Source organism: Deltaproteobacteria bacterium (genome assembly GCA_020848905.1).
Lineage (GTDB): Bacteria > Myxococcota_A > Polyangia.
The window spans coordinates 427,325-446,856 of record JADLHG010000045.1 but is presented as its reverse complement, the minus strand read 5'-3'; the positions used below and the strand labels follow the sequence as shown (position 1 = coordinate 446,856).

15 protein-coding genes are annotated in these 19,532 nt (G+C 69.6%); 9 read left to right on the top strand and 6 right to left on the bottom strand.

Going from position 1 to position 19,532, the window contains the following annotated elements:
- Positions 1 to 11 precede the first annotated feature (11 nt).
- From IT371_21670 to IT371_21660, 3 genes are all read right to left on the bottom strand, one after another.
- On the bottom strand, positions 12 to 998 hold the full coding sequence (locus tag IT371_21670) for an NAD(P)/FAD-dependent oxidoreductase (GenBank protein MCC6750288.1): 987 nt from the start codon (positions 996 to 998) through the stop codon (positions 12 to 14).
- A 306-nt stretch (positions 999 to 1,304) separates the two neighbouring features.
- On the bottom strand, positions 1,305 to 1,568 hold the full coding sequence (locus tag IT371_21665; GenBank protein MCC6750287.1) for a hypothetical protein: 264 nt from the start codon (positions 1,566 to 1,568) through the stop codon (positions 1,305 to 1,307).
- Positions 1,565 to 3,067, bottom strand: a complete 1,503-nt coding sequence (locus IT371_21660; protein ID MCC6750286.1) for a DUF2779 domain-containing protein — start codon at positions 3,065 to 3,067, stop codon at positions 1,565 to 1,567. The genes IT371_21665 and IT371_21660 overlap by 4 nt, the downstream gene beginning before the upstream one ends.
- 283 nt (positions 3,068 to 3,350) lie before the next feature.
- Here IT371_21660 and IT371_21655 point away from each other — a divergent pair, with 283 nt between their 5' ends.
- The gene (locus IT371_21655) at positions 3,351 to 3,836 is read left to right on the top strand and encodes a cupin domain-containing protein (GenBank protein ID MCC6750285.1); all 486 of its coding nucleotides are present in this window, start codon (positions 3,351 to 3,353) and stop codon (positions 3,834 to 3,836) included.
- A gap of 67 nt (positions 3,837 to 3,903) precedes the next feature.
- The gene (locus IT371_21650; GenBank protein ID MCC6750284.1) at positions 3,904 to 5,040 is read left to right on the top strand and encodes a hypothetical protein; all 1,137 of its coding nucleotides are present in this window, start codon (positions 3,904 to 3,906) and stop codon (positions 5,038 to 5,040) included.
- A gap of 34 nt (positions 5,041 to 5,074) precedes the next feature.
- Here IT371_21650 and IT371_21645 read toward each other — a convergent pair whose 3' ends face one another.
- Complete coding sequence (locus IT371_21645) at positions 5,075 to 5,728, bottom strand: hypothetical protein (protein MCC6750283.1); 654 nt, start codon at positions 5,726 to 5,728, stop codon at positions 5,075 to 5,077.
- Between the two features lie 338 nt (positions 5,729 to 6,066).
- Here IT371_21645 and IT371_21640 point away from each other — a divergent pair, with 338 nt between their 5' ends.
- Positions 6,067 to 7,632: a hypothetical protein gene (locus IT371_21640; protein ID MCC6750282.1), complete on the top strand. Its 1,566-nt coding sequence runs from the start codon at positions 6,067 to 6,069 to the stop codon at positions 7,630 to 7,632.
- Here IT371_21640 and IT371_21635 read toward each other — a convergent pair.
- Complete coding sequence (locus tag IT371_21635; protein ID MCC6750281.1) at positions 7,629 to 8,417, bottom strand: phosphatase PAP2 family protein; 789 nt, start codon at positions 8,415 to 8,417, stop codon at positions 7,629 to 7,631. The genes IT371_21640 and IT371_21635 overlap by 4 nt on opposite strands.
- Positions 8,418 to 8,687: 270 nt before the next feature.
- Here IT371_21635 and IT371_21630 point away from each other — a divergent pair, with 270 nt between their 5' ends.
- The 6 genes from IT371_21630 to IT371_21605 all read left to right on the top strand — a co-directional run bounded on the left by IT371_21630 (position 8,688) and on the right by IT371_21605 (position 16,764).
- The gene (locus tag IT371_21630) at positions 8,688 to 8,969 is read left to right on the top strand and encodes a hypothetical protein (GenBank protein ID MCC6750280.1); all 282 of its coding nucleotides are present in this window, start codon (positions 8,688 to 8,690) and stop codon (positions 8,967 to 8,969) included.
- A 109-nt stretch (positions 8,970 to 9,078) separates the two neighbouring features.
- A complete protein-coding gene (locus tag IT371_21625; protein ID MCC6750279.1) occupies positions 9,079 to 9,951 on the top strand; it encodes a carboxypeptidase regulatory-like domain-containing protein in 873 nt (290 codons plus the stop codon).
- Positions 9,952 to 10,005: 54 nt separating this feature from the next.
- A complete protein-coding gene (locus IT371_21620) occupies positions 10,006 to 11,793 on the top strand; it encodes a hypothetical protein (GenBank protein MCC6750278.1) in 1,788 nt (595 codons plus the stop codon).
- Between the two features lie 15 nt (positions 11,794 to 11,808).
- The gene (locus IT371_21615) at positions 11,809 to 13,083 is read left to right on the top strand and encodes a DUF1329 domain-containing protein (GenBank protein ID MCC6750277.1); all 1,275 of its coding nucleotides are present in this window, start codon (positions 11,809 to 11,811) and stop codon (positions 13,081 to 13,083) included.
- 7 nt (positions 13,084 to 13,090) lie between these two features.
- A complete protein-coding gene (locus IT371_21610; GenBank protein ID MCC6750276.1) occupies positions 13,091 to 14,236 on the top strand; it encodes a hypothetical protein in 1,146 nt (381 codons plus the stop codon).
- Positions 14,237 to 14,247: 11 nt separating this feature from the next.
- Positions 14,248 to 16,764: an MMPL family transporter gene (locus tag IT371_21605; protein ID MCC6750275.1), complete on the top strand. Its 2,517-nt coding sequence runs from the start codon at positions 14,248 to 14,250 to the stop codon at positions 16,762 to 16,764.
- Positions 16,765 to 16,807: 43 nt separating this feature from the next.
- On the opposite strand, the gene IT371_21600 is transcribed toward IT371_21605, so the two are convergent.
- A complete protein-coding gene (locus tag IT371_21600) occupies positions 16,808 to 19,486 on the bottom strand; it encodes a hypothetical protein (GenBank protein ID MCC6750274.1) in 2,679 nt (892 codons plus the stop codon).
- Positions 19,487 to 19,532: the final 46 nt, after the last annotated feature.

Genomic DNA, 19,532 nt, shown 5'->3' with positions numbered 1-19,532 from the left:
CGGCGAGGGGTTCAGGGAGTCCCTTCTGGATAATAGGGAAACAGGCTGGGCGTTCGCCCGGCCTTCTTGCCAAAGACATAGCTGAAGGCCGCGAGGCCGGCGGTGGCACCCTCGTGGAGTGCCTTGGCTACCGAGAAGGGTCCACCCGTGACATCCCCCGCGGCGAACGCGCCTGGCACGGAGGTCGTCGCCTGCCGATTGATGGTGACAAACCCGTCGCCGGCGACGAAGGGGTAGGCCGCAGCGAAGGCCATTGAGGCGCCTTGGCGCTCGTAGGATTCGAAATCCAGCAGCACCGCGCCCACGGCCAGCTCATCCACCTGTCCCGTACGGAAATCGCGCAGCTTCAGCACGATACGTTCGTCGATAGCCTTGATGTCCACAACGTCCGCATCGAGGAGGCGGGGGTTTGGCGGGACAGCATGAGTGGGCTCGGCGATGAAGGCCACATTCACCTCACGTGGCAGCACCTGCCACGTATCGCAAAGGCGGGCAACCGGCCGCGAACCGATGATCGCGACACCCTCATCCTGCCAACCCGACTGGAGCTCTTGGAGCCTGTCGAGCAGCCCCGCGTCGCCGTACGTCCACCAGTAGAGACGGTCTTGTTGGTAGAGTTCGCTCTCCAGCGAATGGGAGCGCCTAAGACCGCAGGCGAAGATCACCGCCGTGCCGGTGTACTCGGAGCACGACGTCTTGATGTGGAAGGTATTGGGGTCCTGGACCTCAACGCGCAGGACTTCCTCGTTCTGCTTGATAACGACTCCCCCCTCCTCACAGGACTTGATGATGAGTCCTATCTCCCGTTTGGAGAAGTAGTGCTTGGGGGAACCCAGCCGAAGAGGCTTCCAGCGAGACAGGCCTCCTAGGGCATCGCTCGATTCGAGAACGAGCACGCTCAAGGGCATGTGGTCGGCTAACTCAGCCCAAACGATCCGCGCCGCCGCGCACAGCCCGGCGGGACCTCCACCAATGACAACGACGTCGAAGTGCGCCATCGCCTCTACCACCTCACCCTTTCCGGTCGTGAGCTCAGGTACAACCCGATCTGTGCGTCAGCATCCTGGCGCAGTGGAACCCGTTCCGCGTCCGGCCAGCGCTGCACTGATCGCGTCGTCCTCGTCTGCCCTCGCAGTGGCCACCAGCCGATGCGGGTGACCACTGCCATCGGCAACGCCCCCCGGTCGTGGTCTGGATTCATACGTAATGGATGCTCTTAGCCTAATCTCGTGCCTCAGCCCCCGTCAAGCCTCAGCCTGGCGATGTCCGGCGGTGCTTCAGGTCGAGTCTTGCCTGGCGGGTCTCTATTCGTCGCCCCGCAGCGCGTAGTGCCGTCCCCGGCCGACGACCTTGAAGTCGCTGTCGAGCACGAAGGCCAGGGGCGGCTCGTCGTCCGACTCCGAGGCGGCGTCGTCGGCGTAGCTCCGCGCGTCCCGCTCGAGGCCGAAGTCCTTGGAGCTCGTTCGGCCGTCAGACTCGAGCACCACCACGCGGTAGGTGCCGAAGCGCATCAGCCCCTGCGCCCGCGCCAGGACCACCACGCGCTGCTCCACGCTCTCTCGCGTCATTTGTTCTTCCTCGTCCCGCTGCCCCTCTTGCCGCGGCAGAGCTTCTCGAGCGCCCAAAGGATCTCTCGCATGCCGTCCACGTCTCTCCGGCAGTAGACCCGGAGCGCCTCGCGCAGCGCGCGACGGCGGGCGCCGGGCACCTTACCGAACGTACATTCTAGAAAGGAGACCGCCGCCGTCTGGCCGTCCCCTATCTCCAGGTCCGCGTAGCCGCCTCCCGCGAGCGCGGGGAGCACCGCCTTCTGGCTCGTGCTCCCCTCCTGCGCCGGGTGGTAGTAATGAAAGCACCGAAAAGGGGTCCAGAGGTCCACGAAACGCGGAAGCGCCGCCGCGATCCACGTCGCGTGCTCGGGAAAGGCCTCGGCGCAGGCCTTGAGCCGCGCGATCTCGAAGGCCGCGTTGAAGGCCACGATCGAGCCGCACTCGCCAATTCGCCTCCTCAGGCTCTCGAGCAGTCTCGGTCGAGGATCCTCGCGCCCCGCGGCCAGAAACCCGTGGCGCCGGCTCGGCCCCCCCGGGCTCCGCTGCACGAGGAGCGCGTACTGAAAGGGCACCTGCTCGTACGGCCGGCAGCCGTCGTAGAGCGGGATAGCCGTCCCCACCGTCTCGAAGTCGAGGAGGGTGAGCGGGTACTCGAGCTGGCCGAGAAAGCCCCGCAGCGCGTCCAGGTCCGCCCGAGGTTTCCCCGCCTTCGCCGCGGCCACCTGGATCGCCTGCTCGGCGCTGAGGGCGAAGCTCTTCGGCACCGCCTCGAGCGCGAGGATCCCCTGCGCGTGCAGCTCCCGGGCCTTCTTCCGCCCGCGCCAGAGCTCGTAGACGCTCCCTTCCGGCAGGAAGGCCCAGCACTCGTCCACCAGCTCGCACGGATGGGGCGTGGTGCAGTGCTCTCCCACCTCCACCTTCGGACAGCGCCGCCCCGCGAGCACCGCCGCGAGCCGCTTCACCTCGTGCGGCACCTCCGACGCGAGCGCCTCGACCGCCTCGGTCACGTCCTGCCGCACGAAGAGCTTCTCGGGCTCCACCGCGCCCTGCCGCACGTACTCCCGGTTGACGTGCTGCACGAAGCAGCGCCGCACCCTGAGCCCCGCCCCGTCGTAGACCTGCCGCTGGAACGCGACGTCCTCGAGGTGCTCGTCCTTCACCTCGGTCGTGCTCTTCACCTCCACGAGGTCCCACTTCCCCCGGGGCGCCGGCAGGAGCACGTCCGCCCGCGCATAGGTGTCCTCGTAGCGGAAGGCCCCCTCAAAGAGCGGCTGCCGCGCCGTCAGCGCCTGCGCGGTCTGCCGCACGGCCTCCTCCATCCCCGCCTCCCATTCGATGCCGATCCCCTCCGGGTGCAGCTCCAGCGCGAGCCGCCCCACCTCGTGCCCCTGCGCGAGGCGAAAGGCCGTCCCCGCGTCCACCGCGCCGAGCCGCTCCTTCTCGTGGCAGTGCACCCAGAGCCGCTTCTCGCACTGGAGCCCGATCATGTACCTGCTCTTCGATAGGAGCCCCGTCATTCGCGTCCCTCCACAGCGAATACGATACCGTCCCTCGCAAGTGTCTCCACCCATCGTTGCCCCGGGCCCCGAAGCCCTGCCCGGCGGAAGAACTGCCGCTGAATCGTCCGACCGCGTCGGCGCCCTCCTCCAGAGCCACCCTACCCGGGCCGTGCGCAGCTTGACTGCACACCGCCGGGGAACGGCCCCCGTCGGCGGCGTCACGCGCCGCGTCAGCTTTGTCCTTGTGGAGCGAACCCGGGACGCCTATCATCCGCCGCGAAACCCCAAAAGGAGGCTGTCAATGACGCGTATCAAGGCGGGACTTGTTCCATCGCTAGTACTCACGCTTGGACTGTGCCTGAGCCCCGCGGCGCAGGCTGACCATCACGAGGGGAAGGCGGGGGCGAAGGCGGGAGCGAAGGCCGGGGCGAAGGCGGGAGCGAAGGCCGGGGCGAAGAAGGACCCGGCGGCCGACAAGAGCTGGCGCAAGGGCCCCGATCCCATCGAGGTCGGCCCGACGGTCTACAAGACGATCTTCGAGAACGAGCGCGTGCGGGTGAACGAGGTGACGTTCAAGCCGAAGGCCAAGATCGCGTCGCACTGGCACCCCGATCACGTGGTCTACGTCATCAGCGGCGGCAAGCTGAAGATCACCGGCGAGGACGGCAAGGAGCAGGTCATGGACCTGAAGAAGGGCATGACGGCGATGCTGCCCACCGGCTCCCACTCGGCGGTGCACGCCGGCGGGGGCACGATCAAGGTCGTGCAGGTCGAGCTGAAGAAGTAATCCGCAGACACCCGCGCCTCCGCCTTCGCTTGACGTCGGGGCCGCGGCACTGCACCCTGCCCCTCCGATGCGTGAACCGGACTGTCTGGCTTCGTTGGTCGACCAGGGGATCATCCAGGAGGTCGTGCGGCCGCTGATGAGCGGCAAGGAGGCCCAGGTCTACCTGGTCGTGTCCGGCGACGAGCTCCGCGTGGCCAAGGTCTACAAGGAAGCCCAGAACCGCACCTTCCGCCAGCGGGCGGAATACACCGACGGCCGGGCGGTGCGAAACACGCGCACGCAGCGAGCCATGAGCAAGCACACCCGCTTCGGCCGCGCCCAGGACGAGGCGACCTGGCGCACGACGGAGGTGGACATCATCCACCGCCTGCGCGGAGCGGGGGTACGGGTCCCGGAGCCCCACTGCTACGTGGACGGCGTACTGGTGATGGAGCTCATCACCGACCTCCACGGCGAGCCGGCTCCCCGGCTCTCGGACATCGTGCTCGACCGCGAGGTGGCCTGCGCCGTGTTCGAGGCGCTGCTCTCGTCGGTGGTGAAGATGCTCTGCGCCGGCGTCGTGCACAGCGACCTCTCGGAGTTCAACGTGCTCATGGGCTCCGACGGCCCCGTGCTGATCGACTTCCCGCAGGCGGTGGATCCGGCCCGCAACCAGACCGCACGCAAGCTGCTGGTCCGGGACGTGGACAACCTGAATCAGTTCCTGCTGCGGGTGGTGCCCGGCTCACGCCGCCTGCCGTACGGGCAGGAGCTCTGGGAGCTCTACACGCGCGGCAAGCTGACCCCCGAGACGCAGCTCTCCGGTCGCTACGCGCCGTCGCAGACGCAGGCCGACACCGCCTCGGTGCTCCGCGAGGTAGCTGTCGCGGCCCGCGACGCGGAGCGCCGCCGAGAGGCGATGGGCCCCCCGAGAGGCCGGCGCCGTCGCTGGTCGAAGCCCGCGGTCGAGACCACGCCCACCGCCGAGGCCACGCCCGCCGCCGAGGCGAAGCCGTCGGTCGAGGCCAAGCCGTCGGTCCAGACGAAGCCCACGACGGAGTCCAGGCCCCGAATCGACGCGAGGCCCCCCGTCGAAGCGAAGCGCGCGCACGAGTCGAAGGCCGCGAGCGCGCCATCCCCGACCCCCTCGCCCTCACGACGCCGCAGGCGCCGACGACGCGCTGCAGGGGGCCCCGGCCGGCGACCCGAGGAACCGCGGTCGTAGCGAGCGCGACCATCGGGCGCGCCGCGCCCCCGAGCTACTCGTAAGCCGAGCGGCGGGCCGGCAGGAAGAACGACACGCCCCCCGTGAGAGCGATGTCAGCGTCGATCCGCGAGGAGACGCGGCTCACGGGCGTGGGATGGATCACCGTCAGAAGGTCGATCCGAACCGCGAGCCACGGTAGCCCCACGTAGAACTTCACGCCTCCCCCCACCAGCCCGGCCAGCTTCCAGGCCTGCGCCAGGTTCATACTCCCGAGGCCCACCGTGAGAAACAGATCGAGCGCCACCAGCCTCCGACCGACCCGCATCGCCAGGTCGTTGGAGATGGACGCCTCGCCCAGCAGGAGGTGCACCTCACGAACGGTGGGGAGAACCTCGAAGGCGGCCGACGACGGAATGCGCGAGTAGTCGTAGCTCGCTCCCAGGGCAAGCCACGGGCTGAGGTGCAGGTGGGCCCTCACGCCGACCAGAAAGGAGCTTCCAAGGGTCCGGCCGAGGAGGCTCCCACCGTGCGGCGACAGCTCGAGCTGATAGCGCTTCTGGTGGCGAAACGCGGGATCCAGAATGGGCGGGACGCGCTTGAGCTCGGGGGCGGGTGTCGCCGAGGGCGAGGGCGCGACCGACGGAGCCGCCGACGCGCGGAGCGGCGGCGCAGTAAGGCCCACGAGTCCGATCGCGCCCGCGAGCACGAGGAGGCTGCTGCGTCGTCGTAGACGCGCGCTAGGGCCGCGAGCGACTCCTGTCCAGCGCCTCCAGCTCCCCATCACCCGAGCTTGGTCCTCTAGCGCGAGGTCCGCAATGGAATCAACCGAGCGCCCGAGGGTCAGAAGGCCCCCCGAACGGTCGTCGCCCCGCGCCGATCCTGCATCCTCCCGCCTGGCGGCGGCGGCCACCTGGCTCTGCGGATGACCGTCGGTCCAGCGCGCACCGCTGGAGGGATTTCGCGACCTTAGGCCATCGGCAGTTGGAGCCCCGCTGGCGCGTCTCTTGCGTATTCCATCCCCGCGCGGCGTGCGCGGAGGGTCGGATGAACACGCGTCGGGTGCTGGGGATTGCCTTCATCGTGAGCTGCTCGATCGCTGCGCCCGCCGGGGCCCGCGACGCAACCCCGAGCGGAGAGAAGTCTCGGCTACCGTGGGGGCTCGCGCGGCTCACCGCGGCGATGAACCTCCGGCAGCGCATCGCCGAGGGCAAGTACGCGAGCTTCCCTGCGGCGCAGAAACTCCTCGACGGCCTCGAGCGACAGGTGGCGCGCGGCGGCACGTACCGCTCGATGGCCGAGCTCGTGCTTGGGCGGGTGCAGGCCCACCTCGACCCCGCGCTCTCCGCCGAGGAGCGGGCCACGCTCGTCGCGCGCATCGAGGGCATCTCGACCGTCGCGGCGGCTCGCACGCAGGCCCTCGAGCTGAAGCAGCGCTCGGGCGAGCTCCACAAGATCGGTAAGGCGCGCACGGTCGCGCGGCGGAACCACCAGGAGCACGGCTGGGTCCTCGATCTCAGCGACGCCGCGAAGAAAGCCCGCGAGGTCTTCGAGAAGCACGGACGGGCGATCCGCAGCGCCAACCGCAAGGGCGCGCCGACGGCGGAGCGCACCCGAGATCGTACGTTCCTGAGCAAGGCGTACCTCACCTGGGCCCACGCCGAGCTGGACCACGTCCGCGCCCTCGTCGGGCTCGTCGAGCAGCAGTCCACCGAGGCGGGCCTCGACCAGGCGCAGACCTTCCGGCTGCGCACGGCGCTCGGCGCAGTGCGGACGCTCCTTCAGGCCGGGAACGCGCGGGTGAACCAGCGCACCGAGCCGTCGTGGAATTCCACGGAGGCCTGGGCGCTCCTTCCCGAGCCGACGCACGACCACGCCGTACAGATCGTGCGCGCCCGCCTGCGCACCACGGAGCGCGACCTCGAACGGCGCATCGTGGCCGGCGTTCAGGCCGCACTGCCCGTCGCGGACCGTCTGACGCGCGCGGCGGCAGCGGGCTACGCGGCCCGCGGGCGGGACCGGCTCACCCGTAAGGAGGAGGCGACCCTGGTCGCTGGCCTGAAGTGGCTCGTCGCCGCCGAGAGCACCGCCTTCAACAGCGGCTACCTCGGATTCCCGCTCGACCGCGTCGCGGCTTCGCTCGTCGAGGCCTCGGAACGGGGCGAGAGGATCCCCTGGAGTGCGGTGTCCCCCGAGGACCGGCGGTCGCTGACCAGCATCCTCTACCACCGCGCGTCGCGGCTCACCCATGCGTTCCTCGACCACGAGCGCGACTCCGGCCCGCGCTACCTGCCTGGCGCGCTCCGCTGGCGCGTCCTCGATCGGCTGCTCGACGCGCGACTCGGGCTGGCGATGCCGGAACTCGACCGCGCGGAAGCGCTGCTCGCCGGCCCCGCCGAGACCGCCGACAAGCTCGTCGCGGCCCGCCGTCTCTACGACCAGGTCTGGCCGATCGAGCACCTCTACAAATGGACGGTCGACCCCGCCGACGGCATGTTGCTCAGCGCGCAATCCAAGGCACGCTACGGCGAACATCTGACGAAGCGCCAGCGGGCCACGCTCGACCGCGCCCACGCGGTGATCCAGGCGCTCGACCCCGACCTCAGGCGCTAGAACTGCCCCACGAGCCCGATCCCGGTAGCAGACGCGCTGAGCTGCACCCCCTCGCTCCAGCGTGGCCGACGGTGCAGCAGCGGCACCAGGATCCCGACCGAGGTGCCTACCGCGGCACCTGCGAGTACGTCTGACCAGAAGTGCTTGCCCGCGGCCACGCGGCAGAGGGGCACGGCAGAGGCGAGCAGGAGACTCGCCACCCAGACCACCGCCCGGAAGCGGCTGTGCGGTCGCCGCAAGGTGAAGATCGTCGCGAACGAGACCGCCGCGGCGAAGGCGCTCGCGGTGTGACCCGAGAAGAAGGACATGTTCGCGTCGGCGTTGTCCCGCCGCTCGTCGGTGTCGCCGCGGTACATGAAGGGACGCGGCCTGCGCACCGCGAGCGCGGTGAGCTGCTGCACCGCCCCCGTCAGCGCCATCGCCTGCGCCGCGAGCAGGACGTCCTCCGCCACGCCGCGCCAGCCCCAGCGCCCTAGGTCAAAAAAGAACCCGCCCACGGCGAGCGTCGGCAGGGCGGCCACGAGGAGATCGCTCGCCCGCCGCGCCCCCGCCGAGTGGTAGTTCACCACCGGGCGATCCATGGCGTTCACGCCGGCACGGTCGCACGGGTTGCAGGTCACCGAGGCCGGCAGCTCGCTCGCCACCCCCCCGATGCCGGCCCACAGCGTCGCGCCGGCGGCCAGAATCGTGAGGTCTCGCGCCAGGGAGACCTCGAAGGGCGAGGACTCCACACGCCCCCGGGCGGGCGTGGCGCAGAGCAGGACCAGCGCGGCAACCGCTCCCACCGCCAAACCTGCCGGCGCACCGCGCCGCCGTGGCGAGGGTCCGGTCCTGCGCGCTGGCGTGCGTTCCAAGGCCACCTCCATCGGCTCGCCTCCTATTGTATGGGCCCCCTCGCCCGCCTCTCTGCTTCCACCGGCCGCGCTCGGGTCTTGAAACGCCCCACCCGGGATGGCTAGCATGTTTCAGAAAGGATCCGCGACCGAGGTGACGGGACGTCGCCGCGCGGAGCTGGAGGACGGGGAGGAAGGGGAGCACGGGGAGGAGGAAGCGTCATGGAGCTCATACCGCTCGCTCTGGTCGTCGCGCTGTTCGTCGCGCTGAACCTGGTCCTCGCCTCGATTCCGGCGCGCATCGCCCAGGCGAAAGGCCGTCGGCGCGAACCCTGGCTCGTCTACGGCTTCTTTCTGCTCATCCCGGCGCTCATTCACGCCCACCGGCTCGAGCCTCACACTCCCGTCGATGCGCCCCCGCCGAGCCCGGATCCCCGTCCCGGTTCCGAGACCTCCGACGGCGCTCCGTCGGAAAACGACCCCGGCGCCGCCCCCGCGCGCTAGCGAAGCGCGCTCCGTCCCAAGGGCGTCCGTTGACGCCGAGCCCAGACCTGTGCGATCAGGGGGCTTCTCATCGCATATCGCTTATGGACCCTGGCCAAGGAGGGCGTAGATGGCACGCGGCACGTTCACGATGGTTGCTTTCGGAAGTTTCATGCTGCTCGGCGCAGTCGGGTGCAGCGACAACGGGGCGGTGAAGGCCGACTCTCGCGTGGCCGACGCCAAGGTCACCGGCGACGCCGCTCCAGCGGCGGACGCCGGCCCGGCGAAGGAAGCGGGAGCCGCCGACGGCCCGTCGCAGCCGATCACCTTCACGGCCCGCATCGAAGGCTTCGGCATGGCCGGCGCGACCGTGCCCGGGGTAACCGTCGAGCTCTACGACAACGACACCGGCAAGGGGACCGGCACCAAGCAGACCTCGAACGCCGACGGCAAGGTCACCTTCGCCGGCCTGCTCAAGGGCAAGCTCTACGGCTTCAAGGCGACTCTCGCCAACTACAAGGACACCTTCTGCTGGAACGTCAAGGCCGAGACGACGGAGGAGCGGCTCTGGGTGGTGCCGAACTCCGTGTTTCAGATCGCCCTTGGCCTCGCGGGCCTCGCCGCGCAGCCGGGAAAGAGCGTCGTCGCCGGCGCGATCTACTGGGTGGACGGCAAGGGCACCGAGGAGGGCGTCGGTTGCGCCAAGGTGGCGAGCACCCCCGCGACTCCGGACGTTCGCTACATGAAGGCCGCCAGCGGCATGCCCGCCCCGCTCAGCGAGCAGGCGTGCACGGCCAACAACGGAACGCAGGGCAACGGCCGCTTCGTGGCGGTCAACCTCGCCCCCGGACAGGTCACGATCGCGGCCACCGACAGCACGGGCGCGGAGATCGGCAGCACCAAGTTCTGGTCGGTCGCGGACGCCATCGCAGTCGGTAATATCTACGCCAAGCCGTCGATCACGAAGAATCCCACGCCGGCCTCCTGCGGCTGCACGCCCTGACGACCCCCGTCGGCCGGGACGGAAATTGACCAAGCTGCACTCTAGGAGGGACGCGTGATCCGCCGAACGCTGCACGCAGCAGCCCTGGTTGTCCTTGCGCTTCGCTCGCCCTCGGCCGCGGCTCAGCCGACCGATCCGCCGGCGACCCAACCCACCACGCCAGCCGCCACCCAGCCCGCGTCGCAGCCGTCGGCCCGCCCCGCACCCGCCCCCGCGGCGCGCAAGCCCTCGGCTCCCGCCGCGGCCCACCCCGCCCCGGCCAGCGACGACGGAGACCTCTTCGGAGGCGCTCCCGAGGCGATCGCCCCCGAGGAGACCGCGCAGCAGGAGCCGACCAGGCCCCCGCTCTTCGTCCTGAACGGTTTCATCCAGGGGCAGGTGGGCCTCTTCACCGACCCCCAGCACAAGAACCGCAAGGAGCTGGACAAGGACGGGGACGAGTACTGGGTCGACCACGGCGACCTGGCGGGCAAGCTCTCGATGCTGCGCGGCACCCTGCAGCTCGAGGGGGACTTCAATCCCTCGCGCTACGCCTCGGTGCACTTCGTGCTTCGCGGCGTACGCAGCCTGCGCCTCAAGGCCGACGAGGTGCACGCCGCACCTCCCGACGGGGCGGCCGCCGGCGAGCCCTCGGCCTGGGTGATGGACAAGTACTACAACGAGCTCGACGTCCGCGAGCTCTACGTGGACATCAACCCGGCCCCGTGGATCAACATCCGTATCGGCCGCCAGCAGGTGGCCTGGGGCGACCTGGGGCAGTACCGGCTCCTCGACATCATCAACCCCACGAACGCCACCTGGCACTTCGCGAACCTCGAGCAGGCGCGCGACCAGCGCATCCCGCTCACCATCCTGAAGGCGATGCTCGACGTCCGTCCGCTCGCGGGCAGCCTCGAGTTCGTCTGGGTGCCGATGATCGACCGGGCCGAGAGCACCGTCTCGGTGCCGCTCACCTTCGTCGGCGCGTGGGGCCTCCCGAGCGCCGGCCCGCGCGACTTCAAGAGCTCCTTCAAGATCAAGCGCAAGACCCCCCTCTACCCGGGGGGCGACATCGAGGACACCCGCCTCGGCGTGCGCTGGCTCGGTACGCTGGGCAGCTTCTCCTATTCCCTCGTCTACTACTGGACGCACCTCCTCTCGCCCCCCATCGCCACCGGCTTCTACCAGCGCTGGGACAAGGCCCGCGGCGCGCTCGAATCGGACGTGGACGTGATGCTCGAGTTCCCGCGCCAGCACATCACGGGCTTCAGCCTGGAATACCTGTTCAAGGCGCCCGTGAGCACCGTGGCCCGCCTCGAAGCCTCGTACACGCCGAACGGGGTCTTCTCGGGCGCCTCGGTCCCTGCCGGCGAGCTCGTCACCGACAACTTCGAGGTGGGCAAGGACCTCTACACCCGCCTGCCCACCTTCCAGAAGCACCTCCTCTCCTACGGGGTGCAGCTCATGCGACCGACCTTCATCCGCTGGCTCAACCCGAACCAGACCTTCATGCTCGTCGCCCAGTTCCTGCACTCGATCATCCTCGACTACGACGAGAAAGAACGGATGGTCGCGGCGGCCGGCTACGACAGCACGCGGGTCTCACGCCACTCGATGACGATCGGCGGGGCAATCATGACCTCGTACCTGCACGGCCTGCTGGTGCCCAGCGTCAGCGGCGGCTATCTGCCGCAGGGGGGCGCTCACAGCGGTTTCCTCAGCCTGCGGCTCGGGCTGGTGCTCGGCACCAGCATGCGCGCCGCGCTGACCTACACCGCCTTCTTCGGCCAGGACGCCTACAAGGGGCTCGGCCTGTTCCGCGATCGCGACGAGGTGAACCTCGCCGCCAGCTACCAGTTCTAGCCAAGGGAGGGCACGATGAGGCTCCTACGCGGCATTCTCCTCGGGACGCTGGGTTGCTCGGCCCTGCTGGTCGCGGCGTCACCCGCCGAGGCCGAGGAGATCACGAAGGACAACTGGACCGAGATGGTGGGCTTCAAGCCCGACGCGACCCCCGCGGGGTTCAAGCCGGGAGCGGTTGCCGGCGAGGCCGAGGTGGGTGCGCTCAAGTCGCTGCTCCCACCGAGCATCCAGCTCCTCATGAGCAAGTACAAGCTGCGCCTCTGGACCCGCCCCTACGAGCGGGTGCACCCCTCGAGGTCGTACATCTGGGCCACGAACAAGTTTCGCGGTCGCGCGCAGCTCGTCCAGGGGAGCCCGCGCGAGCAGGGCCTGAAGGGCTACGTGGCGGGCCTGCCCTTCCCGAAGCCGCGCAACGGCACGGAGGTGGCGTGGAACTATCAGTACGCCTACAACGGCGACGACGGGACCTTCCACTACGGCGTGTACTGGATCAGCGCCAAGCGCGGGGTGGAACGCTGGGAAGAGTGGGTCTGGGAGTACATCATTCGCACCCTGAATCGCACCGACCTCAAGCCGCGTCCGGCCTACAAGGACCTCGAGGCGCAGGGGATCCAGTACCTGTCGATGACCTACGCCATCCAGCCCTACGACAAGCGGGGCTTCGGCGCCGTCTACCGCCGCTACGTGAAGCCCGAGGACCAGGAGGGCTGGGTCTACATGCCCAACATGAAGCGCGCGGTGCAGATGAAGATCGGCAGCACCGGCGAGGCCTGGAACTCGACGGACATGCTCTACGAGGACGTGCGCGGCTACATGGGCTACCCCGAGTGGATGGAGTGGAAGATCGTCGGCAAGAAGACGATCCTCGCGCCGATCCATGCCGGCGTGCCCCTCGGCAAGGAGGCGCGCGACAAGGTCTTCGACTTCAAGACCGCGCCGCACTGGAATCCGAAGCTGCAGTGGGAGCCGCGACCGGTCTACGTGGTCGAGGCGACGCCCCGGCTCAAGGGCTACCCGTACAGCAAGATGACCTTCTACGTGGACGCCGAGACCTACTACATCCCGATCAAGGAGTCCTACGACCGCAAGGGGAAGCTCTGGAAGGTGCTGATCAACGCCTACAACGCGTCGAGCAACATGGACCTCTATCCCCTTGGAATCGGCACCTCGCTGACGGTGGACCTGCAGGCCGAACACGCGACGGCCTTCCCCTCCTACGACTTCAAGGCCAACGTCGGGCTCAAGCCCGCGCGCTTCACCAAGGAGTCGCTCCTCAAGATGGGCAAATAGCTCCGCGATGGCCTGGCGTCCCCGCAGCTCGTGGCTGGTGCTCGGCGCGCTCGCGGTGGGCGCGAGCGTGGCCACGACGGGCGTGGGACGTACCGACGCACCGCCGGCCGCGGTCAGCGAGAGCCTGACGCGGCGCGACCGCCTCTACGACGTGGCCTTCGTCGGACGCGAAGCCTGGGTGGTCGGCTTCCCCGGCGTGATTCGCTACACCCCCGACGGCGGCGCGAGCTGGCAGGTGCAGAAGGGGGGCGGCAAGGAGGCCCTCTTCTCGGTGCACTTCGCCGACCGCCGGCGCGGCTGGATCGTGGGCGGGGCGGGGCTCATCCTCTTCACGCAGGACGGCGGGGCGAGCTGGGCCCGACAGAAGAGCCCCACCACGCAGCAGCTCTTCGCGGTCCACTTCCTCGACGGGAAAGAGGGCTGGGCCGTCGGGAGCTTCGGCGCGGTGCTGCACACGCGCGACGGCGGAGGAAGCTGGGCCGAGGTGAAGGTGCGGCTCGAGAAGGCGGCGCCGGCGGCCAAGGACGCCGCGGGCGCAGCGGGTGCGGGGGCGAAGGGCGAGGACCTCGGCGCGGACGCGTGGGGCGGCCAGGACAACCCCTACGGCGTGGACGGCCAGGGGGGAGAGAGCGGACGCGCCGGGGAGGCTGCGTCGGCAGCACCGGGCTTCGACCGCCACCTGAACGGCGTGCGCGCGCTCGGCCCGGGACGCGCGCTGGCGGTGGGCGAATCGGGGAAGATCGTCGCCACGAGCGATGGCGGCGCCTCGTGGCAGGAGCGACCGAGCGGGGTGTGGGCTCCGCTCTACGACCTCTCGTTCGTGTCGGCCGAGCACGGGTTCGCGAGCGGCGGCGTCGGCACGCTCCTCGAGACGCGGGATGGCGGCACGAGCTGGCGTGCGGTGAAGCTGGAGCGGCGGGTGGACCTCTTCGGCCTCGCGCTCTCCGGCGGGACGCTGCACGCGGTCGGGCGACGCGGCACGCTGCTGCGGCAGGGTCCGTCGGGCTTCGCGGCCACGGCCATCGGAGGCTACGGCTGGCTCTCGGGCCTCGCCTACGGCGAGGGAGGCCTCGGTCTCTGCGTCGGCGGGCAGGGGCGAATTCTCCGCACCACCGACGGGGGCGCGACCTGGCGCTCGGTCGGCGCGGAGTGACGAGGCGCGACGTGAGCGAAAGATTCGGGCGACTGATCGTTCGGCACCGGGGGCTCTCGCTCCTCCTCATCCTCCTCGCCACGGTCCTCCTCGGCTGGAAGATCAAAGACGTCCGGTTCACCTCCGAGACGATCGATCTCTTCCCGAAGAGCCATCCCTACGTCGAGACCTTCGTCAAGTACGCCGACGTCTTCGGCGGAGCGAACACCGCGGTGCTGGCCGTGGAGGTCCAGCGCGGGGACATCTTCACCTACGAGACGCTCGAGAAGATCCGCCGGGTGACGCGCGCGGTGGAGCTCCTTCCGGGGGTCAACAACTATCAGGTCCTGTCCATCGCCCAGCGCAAGGTGAAGAACATCACTGCCGAGTTCATCGGCGGCGGGAACGTGCGCTTCAAGGCCGAGCCGATCATGTTCCCCGACGTGCCGCGCACCGGGCCCGAGATCGACCAGCTCCGGGAGACGGTCCGCTCGGACCCGCGCATCTTCGGCACCCTCGTCTCGTCGAATTCCAAGGCCGCCCTGGTCGTGGCCGGCTTCCTCGAGAACGCCCTCGACCCGGCGGCGATCCACGCCGGGCTGAAGAAGATCGTCAAGGCCGAGGAGGACGCGAACACCCGGCTCTACGTGATCGGGCGGCCCGTGATGCTCGGCCACATCATGGAGAACTACCCCCAGCTCGTCCGGCTCTTCGTCGCCACGCTCGTCTCGATGGCGCTCGTCCTGCTGCTCTACTTCCGGAACCTCCGCGGCGTGCTGATGCCGCTCGGCACCGCCGCGCTCTCGGCCGTCTGGGGGCTCGGCTTCGTCGGCTGGCTGGGCCACAACTTCGACCCGCTGGTCATCGTCGTGCCGTTCATCATCTCGGCGCGCGCGCTCAGCCACTCCGTGCAGCTCATCGAGCGTTTCTTCGAGGAGTGCCAGGCGGGCAAGGAGCGCAAGGAAGCCGCGGCCGTGACCTTCTCGGGGCTGATGGCGCCCGGACTCCTCGCCATCATCACCGACGCCGCGGGGGTCTTCCTCGTCTTCCTGACGCCGATCCCTCTCATGCAGAAGCTGGCCCTGATGGGTGGTTTCTGGGTGCTGAGCTTCATCGTCAGCGACCTCGTCTTCAACACCGTCCTGCTCTCGTTTCTCTCCCCGCCCCCCGCGAAGCCACCGCGGGTCAAGGCCACGCTCTCCGACCGGCTGCTCCGCGTCGTGAGCGGCTGGTGCCTCGGACGCGCCCGCTGGGCCGTGCTCGGCACGACGCTCGTCGTCGGAGGCGTGGGGTTCTACTTCGCGAGGTACCTCGTGATCGGGGATGTCCACCCGGGGACGCCGATGCTCTGGCCCGACTCCAAGTACAACCAGGACACGCTCCAGATCGCCCGAACCTTCGCCAACACCGAGATCCTGAGCATCATCGTGCAGGGCAAGGAATGCCCCGCTCCGCCCCGCGCAGAGCTCCTGGAGCGACACGGCTGCGACGAGGCCGGGGGCCGCTGTTACGACGACGCGGCGCTGAGCTGCCGCCGCGACGAGGACTGCTTCGGCTGCGAGCTCAAGGCCGGCACGTGCAAGACAGACCGGGGGCGACGCTGCGCGAAGGACCTCGACTGCGTGGCCCGGGACTGCAACCCGATCAAGTCCCCTGCGGTGCTCCAGACGATGGAGTTTCTGCAGCGCGAGATGGAGACGCTCCCCGAGGTCGGCTCGTCGGCCTCCATGGCGGCCATCCTACCGGGGGTCGTCGCGTCGATGCACGGCGGAGATCCGAAGTGGGAGCTCATCCCCAAGGACCGCTTCGGCGCCGGGTCCCTCGTCGAACAGATCATCTCCAAGTCCGAGCCCGGCGACCTGACGCGCTTCATGACCCCCGATTACCAGCGCGCGGCGGTGACGCTCTACCTCAAGGACCACAAGGGCGAGACCCTGCGCCGGGTGATCGCGAAGGCCAAGGAGTTCATCGCCGCGCACCCCCTGGCCGAGGCGGAGTTCCTGCTCGCCTCGGGCTACGGCGGGCTGCTGGCGGCGGTGAACGAGGTGATCACCACGGCCGAGGTGAAGGTCACCTTCCTCGCCTTCCTGATGGTGTTCCTCTGCTGCGCGGTGACCTACCGCTCGATCGTGGCCGGCCTGCTCTTTCTCGTCCCGCTCTTCCTCTCCAACTACGTGACCTACGCCGTGATGGGCGCGCTCGGCATCGGCCTCGACGTGAACGCCTTGCCCGTCGTCTCCCTCGGAGTGGGCCTCGGAGTGGACTACGGGCTCTACGTCGTGAGCCGCATCATCGAGGAGTACCGGGTGGACCCGGACCTCGGGCGAGCCATCGACCGATCCATCGCCACGGCCGGCAAGGCGGTCCTCTTCACCGCCACGACCATGGTGGTGGGGATCGTCTTCTGGGCCTGGTCCTTCCTCAAGTTCCAGGCGGACATGGGGATCCTCCTCGCCGTCTGGATGTGCGTCTCGATGCTCGGCGGGCTGATCCTCGTGCCCACGCTGATCTACACCCTGAAGCCCCGGTTCATCACGCGCACGCGCTGAGCGCGCTTCGAGGTGCAGGAAGGAGGACGGCGCGCGGGCCCCGTCAGGGGGCGATGCGCGCGGTCTTGACCTGGGCGGGGAGCACCTTCACCGCGAGCGGGATCCAGGGCTGGTCGAGCGAGCCGAGGAGCGGCTGCCACGCCGAGGCCGTGAGACAGGCCTTTCCGGGAACGAGGGGAAGCTCCCGCACGGAGGCCGAGGTGGAGGCGTTGAAGGCCAGCGTGCCGTCCTTCGCCGGAACCTTCATGGCCCAGAGCGTGTCGAGACCGATCAAGGCCTCGCTGTACGCTCCGACGATCGCCCCGCCGTCCTTCGTCAGGTGGAGCGCCGGATAGCTGTCGCTCGTGCGCAAGGCGTCGGTCGCGTTCTGCGCCCCGCCGTAGGCCCGGGCCCACGCCACCTTGCCGACCGCGTCGAGGCCGGCGAGCCAGAGGTCCTGGCGCGTGGCCTTGCCCGAGTACTGCCCGGCGGCGAGGTAGCCGCTCGTCGGGAGCTCCACGAGATCGAGGAGCACGGGGCCGAGCTCCGCGGAGTCGGCGCTCGCCGCGGTGCTCGACCAGGCGAGCGCGCCGTCGGGCTTGACCTTCAGGACGATCGCCTGGTTGCCGGCGTGGAAGACCCCGCCACCGAGGATCAGGTCTCCGTCGCGACTCCGCAGGGCCGTCGTCAGGTTCAGCCCCTTCTCGCTGCCACCCGCGCAGTCGTCGACCACGAGCTCGGTGCCCCAGCGCAGCGTCCCGTCGGAGCCGAAGCGCGCGACGTGGCCCCGCCACTTCGCCCCCTGCGAGATCCACTGATCCCCGACGACCACCACCTCGTCACCCAGGCCGACGAGCCGGCGAGGGATCTCCCCGCCCTGCGCGGAGCGGAGCTGGCGCGACCAGAGGAGCTTGCCGTTCCCGTCCAGCCGCAGGAGCCACCCGGTCACCGTATCGAGCGGGTTCACGTAGTCCGTGCCGTGGGTCCCGAGGACGTAGAGCCCGCCCGCTCCGTCGGTGATCGCGTCGGTGAAGCGTAGCCAGGTCTCGCGGTAGAGCACGTCGAAGCGCCGAGCCCACGCGAGCTTTCCCGCCGCATCCAGCTTGAGCACCGCATAGGGGTGGGCCACCACGAAGAGGCCGCCGTCGGCCGCGGTCACCACCCGTCCGGGCAGAAGGTCGGGGATCAGGAGATCGCGCCAGAAGGGGACGTCCGCCACGTACCGTCGCGCCCAGACCACCTCGCCGTCGGGAGCGAGCTTCAGCAAGACCTTCGCGTCCGACCCGCTCAGCAGAAAGCGCCCGTCCACCGTCGGCGTGAGCTGCGCCCATTCGACCTGCGCTCCCGGCCATTCGTAGGGAAAGCCATCCACCGTGTCCGGGTACGCAGCGGCCCACGGCGTGAAGGTCGGGTTGGCGAAGGCCACGTTGTCCGGAGCCCCACCGGTAGGCGTGGGTCCGCTCGAGGGCGGGGTCTTGCAGGTGCCCTGCGCCACGGTCGCCTTGGCCACGCCGAAGCTCTTGCCGAACTTGGCCAGCGTGACGTGGCCGAGGAGCGGCGAAAGCTCTGGGCTCCGGATCAGAAAGCCCACCTCGCCCTCGACGCCCCCGTCGAGCTGCCAGCAGGGCGTCTTCGTCTGGTCGGCGGCGAGCTCGGCCGCGGCGTAGAGCCCGGCGTAGATGCCCGCCACGCTGTAGAGCGTGACGGTCAGCCGCGGGCCGAGACGGAGCTTGGCCTTCGCACCGAGCGCCGCCTCGACCGACGGGGCGCTGAAGCTCTTCTCGATCGAGGGCGGCGTCAGACTCCCGCCGCTCTTGTTCGAGTAGGAGACCTTGGCCGTCGTGGCGATCTCGGCATCCAGCCCCACCTTGAACTGGCTCGAGGCCGCCCCCGTGATCTGCGCGACGACCTCCACCTCGGGGAAGAGCACGAGCGGCCCAAGCACTACTTGGGGCAGCTTCGACTTCGCGATCGTGATCTCCCGCTCGTAGCCGAGAAAGGCCACGCCCTCGAGGCCGAGGTGCCCCTTGGCCCCGAGCGTGACGCTCATCCCCACCTTGGCTTCCGGCAGGAGGTTCATCAGCGAGCAGTCGAGGCTGAGCTTGAGCTTGGCCACCTTCTTCACGCATTCCTGAACCGCCTCGGGGAGGCCGAAGACGTTCCCCCAGTCCACGTCCAGGGTGAAGGTGTAGTCGAGCCCGCCCGAAAGCTGGCCCGTGACCATCACCTGGTCGAGCGGCGTCTTCGGATCCTCGTCGCCATTGAAGACGAATTCCTTGAAGGGGAGCGCGGGCCAGAAGTGCCCCTTGATCGTCTCGGAGAGCGCGGCGCGGCGGCGGCCGATGCCGTCGGCAGGGCCAGCCGGATCGGCCGTGAAGGTGACGGGCGCCTCCGGACCGCCCACCTGGCGCGCGAAGCTCACGTGGAGCTTGCGAAAGGCGAGCTGAATAGGTGCCTCGGTGGTGCGAAGCACCATGCCCTCGGCGTCCTGCTCGACCGAGAGGACGTAGCGGAGCAGGCCCGCCGGGCTCTGCTCCGAGACCCCGCCCACGAGCACCCGTCCATCTGCTACCCCCGCGAGGGCCGCCGGGGTCCCGCGAAAGCGCAGCGTCCCGTCGGCCTCGCTCGCCCGAAGGCTCGCGAGCGCGTCCTCACCGAGGAGCACCGTGGTGGGAAACAGCTCGGCGTCGATGACGTCCGAGGGAGGGGTCTCGCCGCACGCGGCGAGGCAGAGCGCCCCCAACGCGAGCGCCCGGACGGCCGCAAGGGCCAGCCGGGCGCCGGTGGAA

What these genes read in the sequence shown, in the direction of transcription:
- IT371_21670 (MCC6750288.1), bottom strand. Translation starts at nt 998, where the DNA reads ATGGCGCACTTCGACGTCGTTGTCATTGGTGGAGGTCCCGCCGGGCTG.
- IT371_21665 (MCC6750287.1), bottom strand. Translation starts at nt 1,568, where the DNA reads ATGACGCGAGAGAGCGTGGAGCAGCGCGTGGTGGTCCTGGCGCGGGCG.
- IT371_21660 (MCC6750286.1), bottom strand. Translation starts at nt 3,067, where the DNA reads ATGACGGGGCTCCTATCGAAGAGCAGGTACATGATCGGGCTCCAGTGC.
- IT371_21655 (MCC6750285.1), top strand. Translation starts at nt 3,351, where the DNA reads ATGACGCGTATCAAGGCGGGACTTGTTCCATCGCTAGTACTCACGCTT.
- IT371_21650 (MCC6750284.1), top strand. Translation starts at nt 3,904, where the DNA reads ATGCGTGAACCGGACTGTCTGGCTTCGTTGGTCGACCAGGGGATCATC.
- IT371_21640 (MCC6750282.1), top strand. Translation starts at nt 6,067, where the DNA reads ATGAACACGCGTCGGGTGCTGGGGATTGCCTTCATCGTGAGCTGCTCG.
- IT371_21630 (MCC6750280.1), top strand. Translation starts at nt 8,688, where the DNA reads ATGGAGCTCATACCGCTCGCTCTGGTCGTCGCGCTGTTCGTCGCGCTG.
- IT371_21625 (MCC6750279.1), top strand. Translation starts at nt 9,079, where the DNA reads ATGGCACGCGGCACGTTCACGATGGTTGCTTTCGGAAGTTTCATGCTG.
- IT371_21615 (MCC6750277.1), top strand. Translation starts at nt 11,809, where the DNA reads ATGAGGCTCCTACGCGGCATTCTCCTCGGGACGCTGGGTTGCTCGGCC.
- IT371_21610 (MCC6750276.1), top strand. Translation starts at nt 13,091, where the DNA reads ATGGCCTGGCGTCCCCGCAGCTCGTGGCTGGTGCTCGGCGCGCTCGCG.